Here is a 15,747-nt window from a genome sequence, read left to right as displayed (position 1 = left end):
TCCGATTCACTACAAGTTCATCGGCCATCCTGGGATTTACCAGATCTTGAATTTGATGGTCATCTATTTTCTTTCCCGCTCACCACTACTCATCCTTCAAGGTCTCCACCGGATTCATCTGCGTTGCACGGTAAGATTGGGCGGAGATTACCGAAATGGTAAATACTATTCCTCCGATGGCCAAGAGCAGAAAATTAACCCACGACGGCCAATCTTTAACCGCAAACTGCTCCAGCCATCCTTGCATAAAATATAGGCTCAACGGCAGTGCCACCACCACCCCAGCGATGGTGATAATCAGAAATTCCTTGTTAAACATCCAAGAGATGCTCCAGCTGGATGCTCCCAATACTTTGCGTATCCCAATCTCTTTGGTACGTCCGGCAATACTCAATGCCGCCATCGCAAAGAGCCCCATCGCAGCGATCAAGATCGCAATGCAAGCCGCCAAGAAGACCATCTTGCCCAAGCGCTCATCCGCTACATATTGTTTTTGAACGGTCTCGTCGAGAAAATTAAAACTAAAGGCTTCCATCGGAAACACGCGTTCCCATTCACTTTCCAGCAAAGCCCGGAACGCATCAAAGTCAGTTCCTGCCCCTTTGACCAGCACTTTTGGATTGGTGGCAGAATGGATCATCAGCGTATTGATTCCACTAAACACAACATCCGGATTTTTGGCTAGGATCACCGGCTCAATCTCTTTGTAAAGTGAGTTGTGATTAAAGTCCTTAACTACCCCAACAATCTCATGATTGTCGATTTTCTTGCTTGGAAGCAGTTCCGCGGTAGCATCGGCCCAACCCATTGCTTTGGCAAAAGTCTCATTGATCAGCACCGCACTGCTATCGGACCCCGACTGCGCATTCAGATCCCTACCCTGTACTATCTCCAATCCGAGGGTTTTCACATAATCTCCACCGACAAAATTCAGCCGGAAATTAAATTGCTTGTCTTCGGGAGTTGGGAAGCCACCGTCCCAAAATGAATCGTCTCCGTACGTTGCAATCGAAATACCGGCGGAAATGACCTCTGACCTGCCCACCAATGCCTGACGATAGATTTCAGCCTGGGCAAAACCCTCCTTGATCGACTTCTTAAAACTCGTCCCCGGCACATCTGGAACATCGACGACAACAATCATCTCTTGGTCAAAACCCAGATCGTATTCGCGGATCGCATTCATCTGGTGCACCATGATCAAGGTCGAGGCAATCAGCATAAATGAGATGAAAAACTGAAATGCCACCAACCCCTTGCGCAGTCCCTGCTTTCCAAAACGGATCGACAGGTTGCCTTTCAGGACTCTGATCGGACGGAGACTGGACATGAAAAAAGCCGGATAGGCTCCCGCCAGCGCAGTGATCGTCAAAACCAATCCGAATAGAATCAGGATCTGGCTTGGACCGTAAACCAGATCCAGCTTTTTGTCAAATAACTCATTGAAAGTTGGCAACAGCACCTCGGCCAGAACCACTCCCAAGACCAGTGCCGCTATCGTGATCAGAAATGCCTCGGTCAGAAATTGGATCACCAACTGGCCGAAGTCCGCCCCCATCGTCTTGCGCACACCGACCTCCTTGGCTCGGGTTGTGGATCTACCAATTGCCATCGTGGTGAAATTGATGCAGGCAATCAAGAGAATCAGAAATGCAATCCCCGCTAAAATCCAAAGCAGGGTTGGGCGAGTCGATTCCACCATTCCGGAGTCGGGATTGTCAGTCAGGTGCATCTCGGCGATAGGTTGTAGGGTAAATAAATATTCACCCTCCTTATAGTCTTCGCCCAGTACCTTTTTCATCATTGGCTCCACGCCAGCCTCCACAGTCGCCTTGGATTGAGCTTCATTGAGCTTGACGTAAGTATCGCCGTAGACATTGTACCAAGACTCTTGGTTCCGCTTGTCGACGCTGAAATCGAGGTTTTGATCGTTCACCAGCATCTCAAACTTAATACTGGAGTTAGCTGGTAGATCCTCCAGAAGCCCCGTCACCTGATATTCCTGGTAGTCGTCGCCCATTTGGATTCGGATGGATTTTCCCATAGGATTCGCATCTCCAAAGTATCTCTTGGCGGTCTCCTCCGTGATCACCACACCAAACTTGTCTTGCAAGGCTTGCTCCTTGGTTCCCTGGAGCAGTTTGAAACTGAAAATCTCCAAAAAGTCCGGACTTACAGTCAGGAATTTCTGGGTTTGAGTGGTTGCTTCATCCAGATAGGCCTGAGCGGAGCTGCCGATCATCCGCGTCGTATGGGTCACTTGTGGGAATTCTGCCGCAAAAGTAGGTGCTGTGATGATTGGCGTAGAAAAACCAGAGAACATCTCCTCCTCCCCCTTTTCATGTCGCTCTACCCGGAAAATCCGTTCGCCGTCCTCGTGAAAATTATCGAAACTGCTTTCAAACTGAACAAAAAAGAAGATCAGAATACTGACGCCCAATCCCAGCGTGAGTCCGATCAAATTGATCCCTGTATGCAATTTGCTCTTGGACAGGTTGCGGAGGGCGATTTTAAAGTAGTTTTTAAACATGGCTGAAAGGGTTGTCAGGTTGTCTGCGAATTCGTGTAACTGCTGTTTTCTTGGCTTTTGGTTCTAAAGTCTAGCTACTTAGTGAGAAGTGATTTTCAGATTTCTGAATTCTCCTTTTGACCCATTCCCCACCCAGATCCCAATCTTTCCATCCTCATTTTTTGAAAGGCTCTGCACCTCCAAACTGGGTTTGGTTTGATGATTTACAAAGGCCTTGATTTGACCCTTGTCTATCGTAATTCGCACATGAAACCATCCATTGGGATCTGGCGCGGGATCAAGAAGGTTTTCATATTTTCCCGGGAATTTTGTCCTAAGAACCTCCCAAGGGAAATCGGGATTATAGGTGTATTGGACGGAATGGGTTTTTCTATCTTCATTTTGAAAGTTGAATGGCCTGAAATAAAACGTTTCGTATTCTGTATCATCCTGGATATTGAACGCCAATCCCACAAAACTGGCTCCCTGTCGATCCTCCCCTTTTACTTCAAATTCAATCGTACCGCTATTGAAAGTATAGTCTTGAAGAACCATCATTCCATCCCCTTCCGCCGCATTTAGGATAACACCATTTCCATAGTTTTTTGACACCTCCCTATTTTGAAGATACCATAGCGATTCATCCTGAAGATTCGGTGCGAGCACTTGGCCAAAGGCCACCTGAGCTAATGCTATCAATAAGAGAGAGGTTATTGCTTCTTTCATCAAAATATATTTGCAGCCTATTCTTGAGCAGAATCTGATACCCCTGTCAACAAGCAGCAAGGAAGCCCTTCTGCTTTGATTCAGGCCTCTAATGCTTTTCCACTTTCATGCCATGAAAAATGGCTCAATGGAACGCATTCAGCACTTTTTTACACTTTATAATCTATTAATCCCGAACAATTTTGTTCGGGAACGCACATTTCTAACGTTCAACAAACGTCTCTTTGTAGCGGAACATTTCGGGTTTCCCGCTGTCCTTTTTGGGAGAAAATAAACTAAATTCAAACTTGACCTCTCCAAAATCGCCATGCTGAATTTTCTCCTCCTCCCCTTTGTATTTGCTTTTCAGCTTGCTGAAACACCTAAATTTGAAACTCAGATTCTCGACTCCGCCATTACCATCGGGTATGGATTGGCCATCGGTGACGTCGATGGAGATGGCAAAGACGACATCCTGCTTGCTGACAAAAAACAGATCGTTTGGTATCGAAACGGAGACTGGAAAAAACACCTGATCATCGAAAATCTCACCGAATCCGACAACGTCTGCATCGCCGCCCGCGATCTGGATGGGGACGGCAGGGTGGAAATAGCAGTTGGCGCACAGTGGAATCCCGGAGAAACCTCGGATACTGCCAAGTCTGGTGCCGTCTTCTTTTTGCTTCGCTCCGACGATCACAATCCAAAATGGGAAGCAAAGCCGCTCCACCACGAACCGACGACGCACCGCATGCGCTGGGTGACTGTCGGCGACAAACACTATCTCGTCGTTGTTCCCCTCCACGGTCGTGGCAATGCCAACGGAGCGGGCGCCGGTGTAAAAGTCATCGCCTATGAGTACCCAAACAATCCGGCAGGCGACTGGGCCTACGCCGTCATCGATGAGTCCATGCACCTCACCCACAACCTGGATGTGGTGGGCGAAAGCAAGTCAGAATCCATCCTCCTGGGCGGAAAAGAAGGCGTCAAGACAATAGAGAAAATAGGCGAAGACTGGCAAAACGAATCAGTCGATCTACCGGGCAACGGCGGTGTGGGCGAACTGCGAAGAGGCAGGACTGCAAACGAAAGCCACTTTTTAGCCACGATAGAACCCATGCATGGCACCAATCTCGTGGTCTATGACCTTAAAGACAAGGGCAGAATCCAGCTGTTCGACCAACTTAAAGATGGCCATTCCCTCGCGGTAGCGGATTTTCTCGGGCTCGGGTTTGATCAGATTGCGGTTGGCTGGCGTATGCCTAACGAGGCTAGTGAGATGGGAATTAAGCTTTTTATCCCGAAAAACGGCTCTTTTTCAGAATTTGAGGAATTTTGGATTGACAAAAATGGAATGGCCTGCGAAGATTTGCAGGCCGCTGACCTCAACGGAGACGGTAAGCCGGAGCTTATTGCCTCCGGCCGAGCCACCAAGAATGTGAAGATCTACTGGAACAAGAACTGATTTCTGGTTTGCCTCCCCGGTCTGTATCGCCCGGACCGGAATCATAATTTTTCTCCGGTATCAAACCACCTTCAAACCTACACTCCCGAGAACTGATAGCCTCGGCTACCGTTGGTTTCATTTTGTACTCAACATCTGCCCCCTAGTCCGGGCTCGACGAATTTGTCCGCCATCGCCCGTTTTTGGCCATTCACGGACGCGGCATGCCAAGGAAAAACACCTTCCTATCCCCGTTTCAAGCACTTTTCACACTGGCACATTTCTTATTCCTACAATTAGAGAATATTGTTTGCGATGAAATAAGCACTATGAAACCTATCCTAAGCAGGATAAAAAACTACAAACGAATTCTGTCGAAAAGAGATCTGGACGTGCGTTGTGGGCATAAAAAATCAAATTATTGACACCTGAAATCGAGCCTGTCTGAGGCAGACAGGTGCGAGGTTCTTTTCAATAGTCATCGGGATGACTATTAAATACTAATTATAAACAGATGAAAGACTTTCAACTTGGGGAATTTGAAGAGATCGTAATCCTTACTGTCGGCATCCTGAACCAATCGGCCTACAGCGTGGCGATCAAAGACGAGATCGAGGCGCGACTGTCACGGACCGTCAGTATGGGTGCGCTACACACTGCTTTGAAAAGACTGGAAGACAAAGGCTACCTGAAGTCTGCATCTGGAGAAGCGACCGAAGAGCGGGCAGGTCGCCCGAGACGATATTTTGAAATCACGGCGCTCGGCAAAAAAGCCATGCAGCATGCAAAAGATACAAGGGACGAGCTTTGGAATGCTATCCCAAAGACAATCTGGCAAGCCAACCTCGCTGGTATTTAGTCCATGAAAAAGCAAACTGCTTCGCCACCGGGGTTCTTCCTCCGCTTCTTCCGCTGGTACTGCCATCCACGGATGCGGGACTACATCGAGGGCGACCTATTGGAAGTGTACGACAGAAGAGTAAAAGAATCCGGCAAGCGAAAAGCAGACTGGAAATTCATCCTCGACGTGTTGTTGCTTTTCCGTCCAGGCATCATACGTCCCAAAAAAACCTATCAAAACCTAAACACCTACGGTATGTATAAAAGTTATTTCAAGATCGGGTGGAGGAACCTGATGAAAGACAAAGTCTTCTCTCTCATCAATGTATCAGGATTGACCCTCGGCATCACAGTCTGCCTGATGATATTCATCTTCGTTGCCGATGAATTTAGCGTCGACCGTTTTCACTCTCAGGGAGACAACATTTACCGCGTGAAACGTGCCTTTTCTATTGAAGGCAAACAGTCGAGCGTAGCCTACCTATCGGGGATGTATGGACCGGCACTCCTCAATGATTTCGGAGGGGAAATTGAAAGGGCTGTTCGCGTCAAGCCGATGGACGGCTTAGTCACCATCGAAACGAAATCCTTCCAGGAAAAGAAAATAGTCGCGGTCGATGAGGATTTCTTTTCGCTGTTTTCTTTTCCCCTGCTGCGCGGCAATGCTGGGGATGTCTTAAAGTACCCGGAAAGTGTCGTGCTCACCGAATCGAGCGCCAAAAGATATTTTGGCAGTATCGACAACGCAATGGATCAAGTTATCGAGTTGAACCAACGGCTTTCGCTCAAGGTCACGGGCATCGTCGCAGACGTGGGATCCAGTTCGCATCTTGAATTCGACCTAGTTCTTCCTCTATCCAACTATAAAGACGAGGAATCCATGAACTACTGGATATCCAACTCTCTTTACACCTATGTTTTGCTCGCTCCGCAGGTCGACAAATCGCAGCTGGAGGGTCAGCTGGTCCAATTCATGGACAAATACCTGGGTGCCGAGTTGAAAAAATTTGGCTTTAATTGGGAGCTTTCCCTCATGCCGCTGGAGGAGGTCTACTTTGACAGCAGCCCTGACGGCGCCCGTCATGGCGACAAAACCACGGTTTTTATATTTGTCTTCATAGCCGCACTCATCCTGATGATCGGCTGTATCAACTTCATGAATCTGTCAACGATCCGGGGCGCAGACCGATCCAAAGAGGTAGGACTCCGCAAGGTGATGGGGGCGCAGCGGAGCAATCTCATAGGACAATTTATCGGAGAGTCAGTGTTGATCACGGGGATTTCGTGCATCCTGTCCATTGGACTGCTGATGCTGTTCATGCCTTGGTACAACAACCTGTTGGGCTATACGCTGACGGTTTCGTTGCACTCCTTCCATGTCTACGTATTTCTGCTTAGCATCATAGTAGTAGTCGGGCTGCTGGCGGGAAGCTATCCGGCATTTTTCCTGTCAGCGTTTTCTCCTGTGCAAGCGCTGAAAGGAAAATTGAAACTGGGAAATGGCGGGGCAGTCTTCAGACAGGCTCTTGTCGTCATACAGTTTAGCGTTTCGGTATTCCTGATCGTCGGTACCACGATCATCGCCAAGCAGATGCGGTATGTGAAAAACAAAGAACTAGGCTATGATGCAGAACAGACCCTCGTCGTGGCGATCGACAACGCGGATATTTACAAGAATCTCAGCCAGTTCAAAAGCCTACTACAAAAGGAAAGCAGCATCCAGTCAGTGTCTGTCATGTCTGGAGAACCGGGAGGTTTCTTTGACGGGCAGATGTTTGAGGTAGAAGGTCTCGACGAAAAATGGAATGCCCGCACGCAGTATGCAGACTTCGACTATGTATCGACGCTCGGACTGAAGCTGATCGCCGGACGGGACTTTTCGCCGGGCTTGGCCAGTGATTCCCTTGAAGCCGTTTTGATCAACCGGACTGCCGCCTCCAAACTAGGATGGACGCCAGAGCAGGCCCTGGACAAATGGATAAAAAATACGGTCCGGGACCAGACGAAGCGGCGGATCATCGGGGTGGTCGAAGACTTCAACTTTCAGTCGCTGATGTCAACCATTGAGGCCCTCGTCATCTCTCCTAACGAAGACTGGAGGACGATATTGATCAAAGCCTCCCCAGGTAGCCTGTCAGCGACCATTGCCACAGTGGAGCAGGCTTACGCCAGAGTAGCTCCAGCCTATCCACTGGAATACCACTTTTTGGACCAGCAGTTTGACAGGCTGTACAAGAGCAACCTTCGCCAGCAGACCGTCTTGACGATCTTTGCCAACGTAGCGATATTGGTTGCATGCCTGGGGTTGTTTGGCCTGGCTTCGTTTACCACGAAAATGCGCTTTAAGGAGATAGGAGTCAGGAAGGTGTTGGGCTCGTCTGTGCAAAGTATAGTCGTGCTGCTGTCCAAAGACTTACTGAAACCGGTATGCATCGCGGTGGTCATTGGACTTCCGGTCGGGCATTATGCCATGCGTACTTGGCTGGAGAATTTCGCCTATCAGACAACTCTGGATTGGTGGGTCTTTGCCTTGGCTGCCGTGAGCACCCTAGGTATCGCCTTGCTGACGGTTTGCTATCAAGCCGTCAAGTCAGCGACGGCTAACCCTGTGCGTAGCCTAAGACCTGAATAAGCTCATGAATCAGCCGCCTAAACTCCCCCACCGCTTCTTCCGCTGGTACTGCCATCCACGGATGCTCGACTACATCGAGGGTGATCTAATCGAGGTGTATGAAAGGAATTTCCAGAAGCTGGGCAAGCGGAATGCCGACTGGAAGTTCATCCTCGACGTGCTGCTGCTTTTCCGTCCAGGTATCATTCGGCCCAGAAAACCTTATCAAAACTTAACTCCTTTTGGCATGTATAAAAGTCACTTTAAAATCGGTTGGAGAACACTCCTGAGAAACAAGGAATATGCCGGGATCAATATTGCTGGTCTGGCACTCAGCATTACCTGCTGCATCCTGATTTTTGTCCTGGTGAAGCATCATCTGAGCTTCGATGATTTTCACCAAAACAAAGACCGAATCTATCGGGTCGTCACCGAGCAACACCGGGAATCCGTGAGCTATGTAAATAGCGTTCCATCTCCATTGGGAATGGTTCTCAGGGAAAATCATACTTATGGTGAAAAAGTCGCTCGGATGTTTCATGACAGTAATGCTGTGATCACTTTTGAGCGAAATGGGGAAATGCAGATGATCAAGGAACCTGACGGTTTTGCATTTACCGAGTCTGAATTTTTTGATATTTTTAATTTGCCCCTTTCAAAAGGGAATATAAAAACTGCGCTGACAGAACCTAATACAGCGATCCTTACTGAAAGACTAGCAAGGAAATATTTTGGGGAGCAAAATGCTATAGGACAGGTGATTACGTATGATAATCAGATGTCCTTTATTATTACGGGAGTCTTGGAGGATTTACCTCCTACTACGGATATCAAGCCTGAGATATTTGTTTCCTACTCCAGTCTGGCGGAGTATAATCCTTGGCTGGCTTCAGACGATGCTTGGGGAGGAATTTCTAGTGGCATGTATTGTTACACGCAGCTTCGTCGCGGAGTGAGTGCCGCAGAAGTAGAGGAAGCTTTACAGCCTTATGTCAAGCAACATAGACCGGAGAGCAAAAATGTCCATCACTATAAACTCCAGGCGCTTTCAGATATCCATTTCGATGCTCGATATGGTGGAGCTATGGAGAAGTCAGATATCGGAATTCTAATCGCCATAGGGATATTTTTATTACTGACAGCCTGCGTGAATTTTGTAAACCTTGCTACCGCCCAGGCACTGAAAAGATCCAAAGAAGTGGGCGTAAGGAAGGTATTGGGAAGCTTCCGGAGCCAGCTTTTCTGGCAGTTTATTTTCGAAACGGCTATTATCGCTACAGTCAGTATTCTTATCGCACTGGTTGCTGCATTTGCAATGGTGCCTTACGTAAACGACTTTTTTAACACCCAGATTCCTGTCAATTTTCTGACAGATGGCAGCTTGGTGCTGTTTATTATAGGTTTGGATATCCTCATCACGCTTTTAGCAGGATGCTATCCAGCCTTTATTTTGACTGGGTTCAAACCAGTAGCTGCGCTCAAAGGGAAGCTTTCAATGCAGCAGTTGGGCGGGTTCAATACACGGCGTTCCCTGATCGTAGTGCAATTTGCCATTTCCCAGGTGTTGATCATCGGGGTGATTGTGATCATGAACCAGATGCGTTATACAAAACAGGCAGAACTTGGTTTTGATAGGGAGTCCATTTTGATGGTCAAGCTGGGCGATGACTCGCTGAATACTATGCATGTGCTAAAAAATGAGCTTTTGCGTCTGCCAGGCATAGAGAAGGTTTCCGTATGCTATGCCGCTCCTGCTTCATCTGACAGCTGGAATAATTCTATCCGATTTGGAAATGACAGTGAGGAGGTAAGCTTCCGAACAAATATGAAACTGGCAGACTCGGACTACATTTCTACGTTTGACTTGGAACTGCTCGCAGGCCGAAACCTCACTCCCTCGGATACGGTGAGGGAGATGGTGGTCAATGAAGCAATGCTTCAAAGTCTGGGAATCACTTCCTACGAAGATGCTTTGGGGCAAATGATTTATGCCAATGGAGGCTCAATGGTAGGCCCTATAGTTGGGGTAGTCCGCAATTTCCATGATAGATCCATGCATGCAGGAATTTCTGCAACACTAATAACCACGGCAAGTACTATGTATTCCAATTATGCTATTAAGATCAACGGGAATTCTGTGAAAGCGACATTGGAAGAGATCCAACAGCTCTGGGAAGAACAATACCCAAACAAGATGTTTGAATATTCCTTTGTGGATGATGAAATCGCCCAGTTTTATACCGCTGAGGACACCTTGCTGAGAGGTATCCAGTTCTTTTCCTTCATCGCCATTTTCATAGGTTGTCTCGGTCTTTATGGTTTGATTTCCTTTATGGTATCCCAGAAGACCAAGGAAGTCGGCGTACGCAAAGTGATGGGAGGTGGAATCGCCCACATCATCTGGCTATTCGGTCAGGAGTTTGTGCGTCTGATCTTGATCGCTTTTCTGATTGCCGCACCGATTGGCTGGTGGTTTATGAGTCGGTGGTTGCAGGATTTTGAGTTCAAGATCCAGCTCGACCTTTGGACGTTTACGATGGCTATCGGCGCTTCATTGGTGATTGCGGCGGTGACGGTTGGTTATCAGGTGATCCGTGCCGCGGTGGTCAATCCTGCGGTGAGTTTGAAGACTGAGTAGGGCTGGCAAATACTTGCGAATCTGTCTCAAGTTCATTTGCTAACCTATTGATACGCAATCACGCCAACTGGCTCGGGAAACGGATTGGTCACACGGAACGGCAGGAAGTCCCAAAGAACCGTCGTGAACTATCAACTTAAAGACCAATATATACTCGCTGTTGCGATTTTTTGGGACTCGGATGGGATCAGATTGCCGTGGGTTGGAAAGTTGCCAATGAAACTGAAGAATTTGAAATAAAGCGCTTTCTTTCAAAAAGAAGTTTATTCACAGAATTCGAGGAGTTTTGGATCGACAAAAACGGGATGGCTTGCGAAGATCTCCAAGCCGCTGATCTCGATGGAGACGGCAAGCCGGAAGCTCATTGCCTCAGGCCGCTCTACCAAGAATGTGAAGATCTACTGGAATAAGAATTAACTGCCATGCCGTTTCGATTCTTATCGGACGAAAAGTGTACGACATCGAACAGCTAAATCAACGACTTGAAGTCGCTCCAATTATTTTCCGACTATTTTCGAAATTAAATTTCCTTAACAATGACGAGTCGATGCAACCTACGATTGCGGCAAATTCCTCAAAAAGTGTCCGCTGGCAGCACAAGCGAACAACAGAGTGACCGACTATTGTACAGGTTTGGTTAAATATCGATAAAATTTTCAGAATCAAATTCCGCAGACTTTTTAAAAAGTTAACAATTATCACGTAATCCGAAATTACAATTCCTTCCTAATCTTCCGATTGGTACGAGCTTCGCAAAGAGACATGCTAAACTCTAAACCAGCAAATGATTATGAAAACTCTATTCACAGTAGCACTCGCAAGCGCATTATCTTTTGGCGCATTCTCAGTACAGGCAAGCGACGACCTGAAAGAACTCTCAACTGTAAACACCAACTATAAAAATGTAAAGATCACGCTGAAAGAGGGAGTCGGCAACGCCAAAGTCTCCATTCTCACTCCTGAAGGCAAGCTTCTGAGCAGCAGAAAGGTGAACGTGCAAGACGGAAATGTGGTCGTCCCTTACAACCTGACCAATCTGCCTGCGGGAGAATACCAAGTGAAGATCGTCACCAATGAGGACGAAGTCTCCTACACCGTAGAAACGATGGATCAGCCGATTCCGGCTTCAGAATTGCCCCTGATGGCCTACGGAAAAAGCTTGGATGAAAACACCGTAAGACTGGCAGTGATCGGCCTGTTGGAGCCTGGCGTACAAGTGAGAATCTTTGCTTCAGAGACAGGGAAAATGATCCACGAAGAGCGAATCGATCAGCCTGAAGGATTCACCAAAAACTTCTCCTTCGACGGAATGTCATCCGACGAAGTCTACATGGAAGTATCAGATGCAAAGGGAAGAACGAAAACGTTGTTTTTCTAATCCGCTACGGACAAGTCCCTCCCAAACTAAACCAACACTTTCAAGCCCTGTTCCTCGGATCAGGGCTTTTTTTGGATTCTAGATGTTTCTGTTTGGCTGCGAAATCGATCTTCTCCTCCGTCTCACGAGCCAAAAAGCTACCAGCATATTGGGAACCCAGCACAACCATGCGACGATGTGATAAGCGGGTAAAAACTCGCCCCGGTGTAAAGCGATTAAGATAGGAAGCCAGATTCTCAATGTCACCGCAGCAAAGGCTGCGGCATAGCTAAAGATCATCCAGTCTTCGTGGGCTTCGTAATCCTGCTTTTTGGCAGTGACCCAGCCCATCATTGTCGTGCAAAACCAGATGATGCCCAAGCTGACAAACCCCAGTATGCTTACTAAACCGCCTGTCGCAAAAAATCCGATGTAAATCCCCGCCAAACTGCTGAAAAACACTGCGGTCACGTAAGCCATGCCGATCCGCTTGTGAAGTTTTCGCCTCCTATCCCGAAAGCCTTTGTCAAATTGAATCCAGCCGATCAGCAACGCAAAGCCCCCGAGCAGGATATGTGTATAGAAGGTGGCATTCCATACCGGATCGGCCAGAAGCACTTCGGACTTTGATCCCAGCAAGCCAAACCTCCGGTCGATCATGAAGTAGATCGCCGGATAGAGTCCGATGGCGATGCCAAACATTGCGAAGATCCACCAGCCAGCTTTTTTTACAATCGCATTCAAAGTCAATCGATTTAATCAGAAAAGTAACGAGCTCGAAATCTAAGACTTTTCCCTGAGCTAAATCTTCCAACTATTCAGATTGGGTGCAGCTGATTCGCACAGGACCCAGACTTTGGGTAAAAAGCGTGCGATTCGAAATTGCTTTTATGCTAGGGATCCGTCAATAAAATGATATTCGTACTCGCTGTAATCCCGTATCCGCCGAGAAAGATCATCTGCTGATGGATATTGCTAAGACGTTTTGGCTATGAGCGGCAGCGTCCTCCAGCGCACGGTATTAATTCATCCTATATTTCTCCCTGTACTCTGTAGGGCTGATGCCTTCTTTCTTTTTGAATAATCTTGAGAAATAAGGCGGGTATTCAAAGCCCAATTCGTAAGCTACTTCGGCGACGGTTTTGTGGGGGTTCAATAAGGCATTCTTGGCCTCATCAATCAAATACAGCTGCAAATGCTCAGTGGAGGATTTGCCCGTTTCTTTTTTCAGCGTATCACTCAGGTAGCGCTGAGAAACAGACAGGCTTTCGGCAAGTTGCTCGATACTGGGAATCCCTTTTACTTGCAAATACCCCGAGGCAAAATACTCGTCTAAGTGCTGATTAAACTGTTCTAGTAGCTCATTGGAAAGCTCTTTTCGGTTGGAGAACTGTCTTTCGTAAAAGCGATTGGCATACTTCAAAAGCGTACCTAATTGAGAGATGATGATGTCTTTGCTAAACTCATCATGATTGTTTTGGTACTCCACGTCGATGCTTTCCACTATTGCTTCCATCTGCTTTTCTTCTTTGGGCGAAAGGTGCAAGGCTTCGTTGGCCGAGTAGGAAAAGAACCCGTACTTTTTGATCTGATGCACCAGTTCGGTTCCTTTTAGAAAATCCTCATGAAAGTTGATGGAAAAGCCTTTTTGCTCGAACACCACACTAGAATCCCACTGCAAGACTTGCCTAGGCGCAATGAAAAACAGCGCCCCGTTGGTAAAATCATATTTGGTTCGTCCGTAGCTCAAATCCCCCTTGACAATCTTCTTAAAGCTGATGGTGTAGCAATCATTGGTGATGGGCGGTGAGCTCTCTTTGGGGCAAGGCAAAAAACCATCGCCTGTGGCCGAAAACACGCTCAACATGGGGTGTTCCGGGCGAGGAAGTTCCAGGTAATCCAAGTAAGCCGACAAGGTTTTGAAATGCTGCATCTTATTTTTTCATGTCGTTTTCTACAGATAACAAGTGCTGATGGTAGGCATCAATCCGGGCGTGGGCTGTGCCGTCAATCAACAAAATAACCACCAACATGGCGATGCTTGTAATCATGCTTGCACGCCAAATCGGGGAATTGACCAAGAAGATGACTAGCGCACAGGCCGCGATGATTAAAGGAATCGCTGTGAAAACAATGTTTTTATATTCCGTTAAGGTAGCTTCTGCACGTGCCAATTCCGATGCTACAAACGCCGAAGCATCGGCATTGTACATCGTTTCAAATTGTGTAATTCTTGATTTATTGGTGAAAAACAATCCCAGACCAATAATCAACAATAATGCACCTGCGACTAAGGTGGGGATGATGTAGGCCTTGGCCATTTCGGTTTTTCCCAATTGCCAGAAGCCTAAGCTTGCGGCCATAAATACCCCTCCGAACAGCATGAAGAAGGGAGTGGAAAAAAGTTCGGCTTTTGCCCAATCTGTGGCTGCTTTTAATATGTCCATGACTTTGTGTTTTACGGTTTTTGAATTTAGAGATTCCATTTCAAGCCTGTTTCCTTTTCTGAAACTTTCCAGAGCTTCTCTGCGACTGGTTTATCCTTTGCGTGTGGCTCTAAGTTACATTCTCCCACCGGGCCAGTCCAGTAATTCCGTCCGGTAGGACCATAAAAACCAGCTTGATCTAGCTCAGGTTCTGTGGCACACATCAACTCTGGGTAGGATCCTTTTTCAGGCGATTGCACCAGTGGGGAAAGCTTCATGAGTTGCCAGATGAACCGTGTCATCAAACTTCCGCTGGTTTTGATCAGCGAAGTAGCGGAAGCGCCCGGGTGGCAGGCATATACTTTAATATCGGTCCTGCCAGCCTTCTTCAATTTGTTTTGCAATTCATAGACAGTCATGATCTGGGCTAATTTGCTCTGGCTGTAAGCATCATTGGCAGTGTAGTCCTTGTCCCAATTCATATCGTCAAACTTGATGGTTTTGATTCCCATCTTGTAGCCTTCGCTACCAACTACCACGATACGTCCTTTGGATTTTTCAATCAGTGGAAAAAGCAATCCCTGTAGCGTAAAGTGGCCGTAGTGGTTCACACCAAGCTGGCTTTCATAGCCGTCAACCGTTAGTTTCTGATTGGGAACCTGGGCAATGGCACCATTACAAATCAATGCATCGATACGGTTCACCTTCTCCAAGATCTCCGCTGCAGCTTTTCGTACAGAAGCCTGTTCTGCCAAATCCAGAAGGACAAATGACACCTCAATTGAATTCCCAATCTCCTTCTTTAGAGTTGCAATGACATCATTGGATTTTTTCGCGTTGCGGTTTAGCATTACCACTTTTGCGCCTTTGGACAGCAATATCCGCGCAGCTTCTAAACCTGTGCCGCTGGTAGTGCCTGTGATCAGGTAGGTTTTACCGTTGAGTGATCCGATTCGCTCGGGTGTCCATCCTTGTGATCCGAAATTGCTGGTATTCATCTGGTCTTATTTTTAATTTGAAAGAATAAGACAAAGGTCGATACCTCACCGGGTTTCAACCTTATACACAATTTCGTATGAGGTATACTTTTTGGTTTTCTTAAGATACCCATAACGGTTGAGGAAAGCGCAGTGCGGCTCGTCTGGCAATCCACGGTACGCCCACCCTATAGTTTCTCAGGAGCAAAAATGCCCGGCTTTATACACTCAGTCAGCATT

12 protein-coding genes are annotated in these 15,747 nt (G+C 47.3%); 6 read left to right on the top strand and 6 right to left on the bottom strand.

The genetic code is table 11. The features are described 5' to 3' along the window. Positions 1 to 85 precede the first annotated feature (85 nt). Both ABD031_RS20840 and ABD031_RS20835 read right to left on the bottom strand, forming a co-directional pair. Complete coding sequence (locus ABD031_RS20840; protein ID WP_343854798.1) at positions 86 to 2,530, bottom strand: ABC transporter permease; 2,445 nt, start codon at positions 2,528 to 2,530, stop codon at positions 86 to 88. Positions 2,531 to 2,608: 78 nt separating this feature from the next. After that, complete coding sequence (locus ABD031_RS20835) at positions 2,609 to 3,235, bottom strand: 3-keto-alpha-glucoside-1,2-lyase-like domain-containing protein (protein WP_343854797.1); 627 nt, start codon at positions 3,233 to 3,235, stop codon at positions 2,609 to 2,611. A 307-nt stretch (positions 3,236 to 3,542) separates the two neighbouring features. Between ABD031_RS20835 and ABD031_RS20830 the strand changes: the two genes are divergently transcribed. From ABD031_RS20830 to ABD031_RS20805, 6 genes are all read left to right on the top strand, one after another. Further along, complete coding sequence (locus ABD031_RS20830) at positions 3,543 to 4,679, top strand: FG-GAP repeat domain-containing protein (RefSeq protein ID WP_343854796.1); 1,137 nt, start codon at positions 3,543 to 3,545, stop codon at positions 4,677 to 4,679. 493 nt (positions 4,680 to 5,172) lie between these two features. Beyond that, the gene (locus ABD031_RS20825; protein WP_343854795.1) at positions 5,173 to 5,517 is read left to right on the top strand and encodes a PadR family transcriptional regulator; all 345 of its coding nucleotides are present in this window, start codon (positions 5,173 to 5,175) and stop codon (positions 5,515 to 5,517) included. Positions 5,518 to 5,520: 3 nt separating this feature from the next. Then, entirely contained in the window at positions 5,521 to 8,130 is a 2,610-nt protein-coding gene (locus ABD031_RS20820; protein WP_343854794.1) for an ABC transporter permease, read from the top strand. Positions 8,131 to 8,134: 4 nt separating this feature from the next. Continuing rightward, on the top strand, positions 8,135 to 10,747 hold the full coding sequence (locus ABD031_RS20815; protein ID WP_343854793.1) for an ABC transporter permease: 2,613 nt from the start codon (positions 8,135 to 8,137) through the stop codon (positions 10,745 to 10,747). A 170-nt stretch (positions 10,748 to 10,917) separates the two neighbouring features. Further along, positions 10,918 to 11,157 carry a hypothetical protein gene (locus tag ABD031_RS20810; RefSeq protein ID WP_343854792.1) on the top strand — a complete coding sequence of 80 codons (240 nt, stop codon included), beginning with the start codon at positions 10,918 to 10,920 and terminating at the stop codon, positions 11,155 to 11,157. A 380-nt stretch (positions 11,158 to 11,537) separates the two neighbouring features. Then, entirely contained in the window at positions 11,538 to 12,125 is a 588-nt protein-coding gene (locus ABD031_RS20805; protein WP_343854791.1) for a hypothetical protein, read from the top strand. Positions 12,126 to 12,203: 78 nt separating this feature from the next. On the opposite strand, the gene ABD031_RS20800 is transcribed toward ABD031_RS20805, so the two are convergent. The 4 genes from ABD031_RS20800 to ABD031_RS20785 all read right to left on the bottom strand — a co-directional run bounded on the left by ABD031_RS20800 (position 12,204) and on the right by ABD031_RS20785 (position 15,528). Further along, a complete protein-coding gene (locus tag ABD031_RS20800) occupies positions 12,204 to 12,848 on the bottom strand; it encodes a DUF2306 domain-containing protein (RefSeq protein ID WP_343854790.1) in 645 nt (214 codons plus the stop codon). A 277-nt stretch (positions 12,849 to 13,125) separates the two neighbouring features. Beyond that, on the bottom strand, positions 13,126 to 14,037 hold the full coding sequence (locus tag ABD031_RS20795) for a helix-turn-helix domain-containing protein (RefSeq protein WP_343854788.1): 912 nt from the start codon (positions 14,035 to 14,037) through the stop codon (positions 13,126 to 13,128). A gap of 1 nt (position 14,038) precedes the next feature. Next, complete coding sequence (locus ABD031_RS20790) at positions 14,039 to 14,551, bottom strand: hypothetical protein (RefSeq protein WP_343854787.1); 513 nt, start codon at positions 14,549 to 14,551, stop codon at positions 14,039 to 14,041. Between the two features lie 26 nt (positions 14,552 to 14,577). Further along, on the bottom strand, positions 14,578 to 15,528 hold the full coding sequence (locus tag ABD031_RS20785; RefSeq protein WP_343854786.1) for an SDR family oxidoreductase: 951 nt from the start codon (positions 15,526 to 15,528) through the stop codon (positions 14,578 to 14,580). Positions 15,529 to 15,747 lie beyond the last annotated feature (219 nt).

Origin of the sequence: Algoriphagus jejuensis (assembly GCF_039523455.1) — a bacterium.
Taxonomy (GTDB): domain Bacteria; phylum Bacteroidota; class Bacteroidia; order Cytophagales; family Cyclobacteriaceae; genus Algoriphagus; species Algoriphagus jejuensis.
Note: the sequence above shows the minus strand (reverse complement) of the source record. Positions and strands in the feature narration are given on the sequence as shown.

What these genes read in the sequence shown, in the direction of transcription:
- ABD031_RS20795 (WP_343854788.1), bottom strand. Translation starts at nt 14,037, where the DNA reads ATGCAGCATTTCAAAACCTTGTCGGCTTACTTGGATTACCTGGAACTT.
- ABD031_RS20825 (WP_343854795.1), top strand. Translation starts at nt 5,173, where the DNA reads ATGAAAGACTTTCAACTTGGGGAATTTGAAGAGATCGTAATCCTTACT.
- ABD031_RS20785 (WP_343854786.1), bottom strand. Translation starts at nt 15,528, where the DNA reads ATGAATACCAGCAATTTCGGATCACAAGGATGGACACCCGAGCGAATC.
- ABD031_RS20835 (WP_343854797.1), bottom strand. Translation starts at nt 3,235, where the DNA reads ATGAAAGAAGCAATAACCTCTCTCTTATTGATAGCATTAGCTCAGGTG.
- ABD031_RS20830 (WP_343854796.1), top strand. Translation starts at nt 3,543, where the DNA reads ATGCTGAATTTTCTCCTCCTCCCCTTTGTATTTGCTTTTCAGCTTGCT.
- ABD031_RS20805 (WP_343854791.1), top strand. Translation starts at nt 11,538, where the DNA reads ATGAAAACTCTATTCACAGTAGCACTCGCAAGCGCATTATCTTTTGGC.
- ABD031_RS20820 (WP_343854794.1), top strand. Translation starts at nt 5,521, where the DNA reads ATGAAAAAGCAAACTGCTTCGCCACCGGGGTTCTTCCTCCGCTTCTTC.
- ABD031_RS20815 (WP_343854793.1), top strand. Translation starts at nt 8,135, where the DNA reads ATGAATCAGCCGCCTAAACTCCCCCACCGCTTCTTCCGCTGGTACTGC.
- ABD031_RS20790 (WP_343854787.1), bottom strand. Translation starts at nt 14,551, where the DNA reads ATGGACATATTAAAAGCAGCCACAGATTGGGCAAAAGCCGAACTTTTT.
- ABD031_RS20840 (WP_343854798.1), bottom strand. Translation starts at nt 2,530, where the DNA reads ATGTTTAAAAACTACTTTAAAATCGCCCTCCGCAACCTGTCCAAGAGC.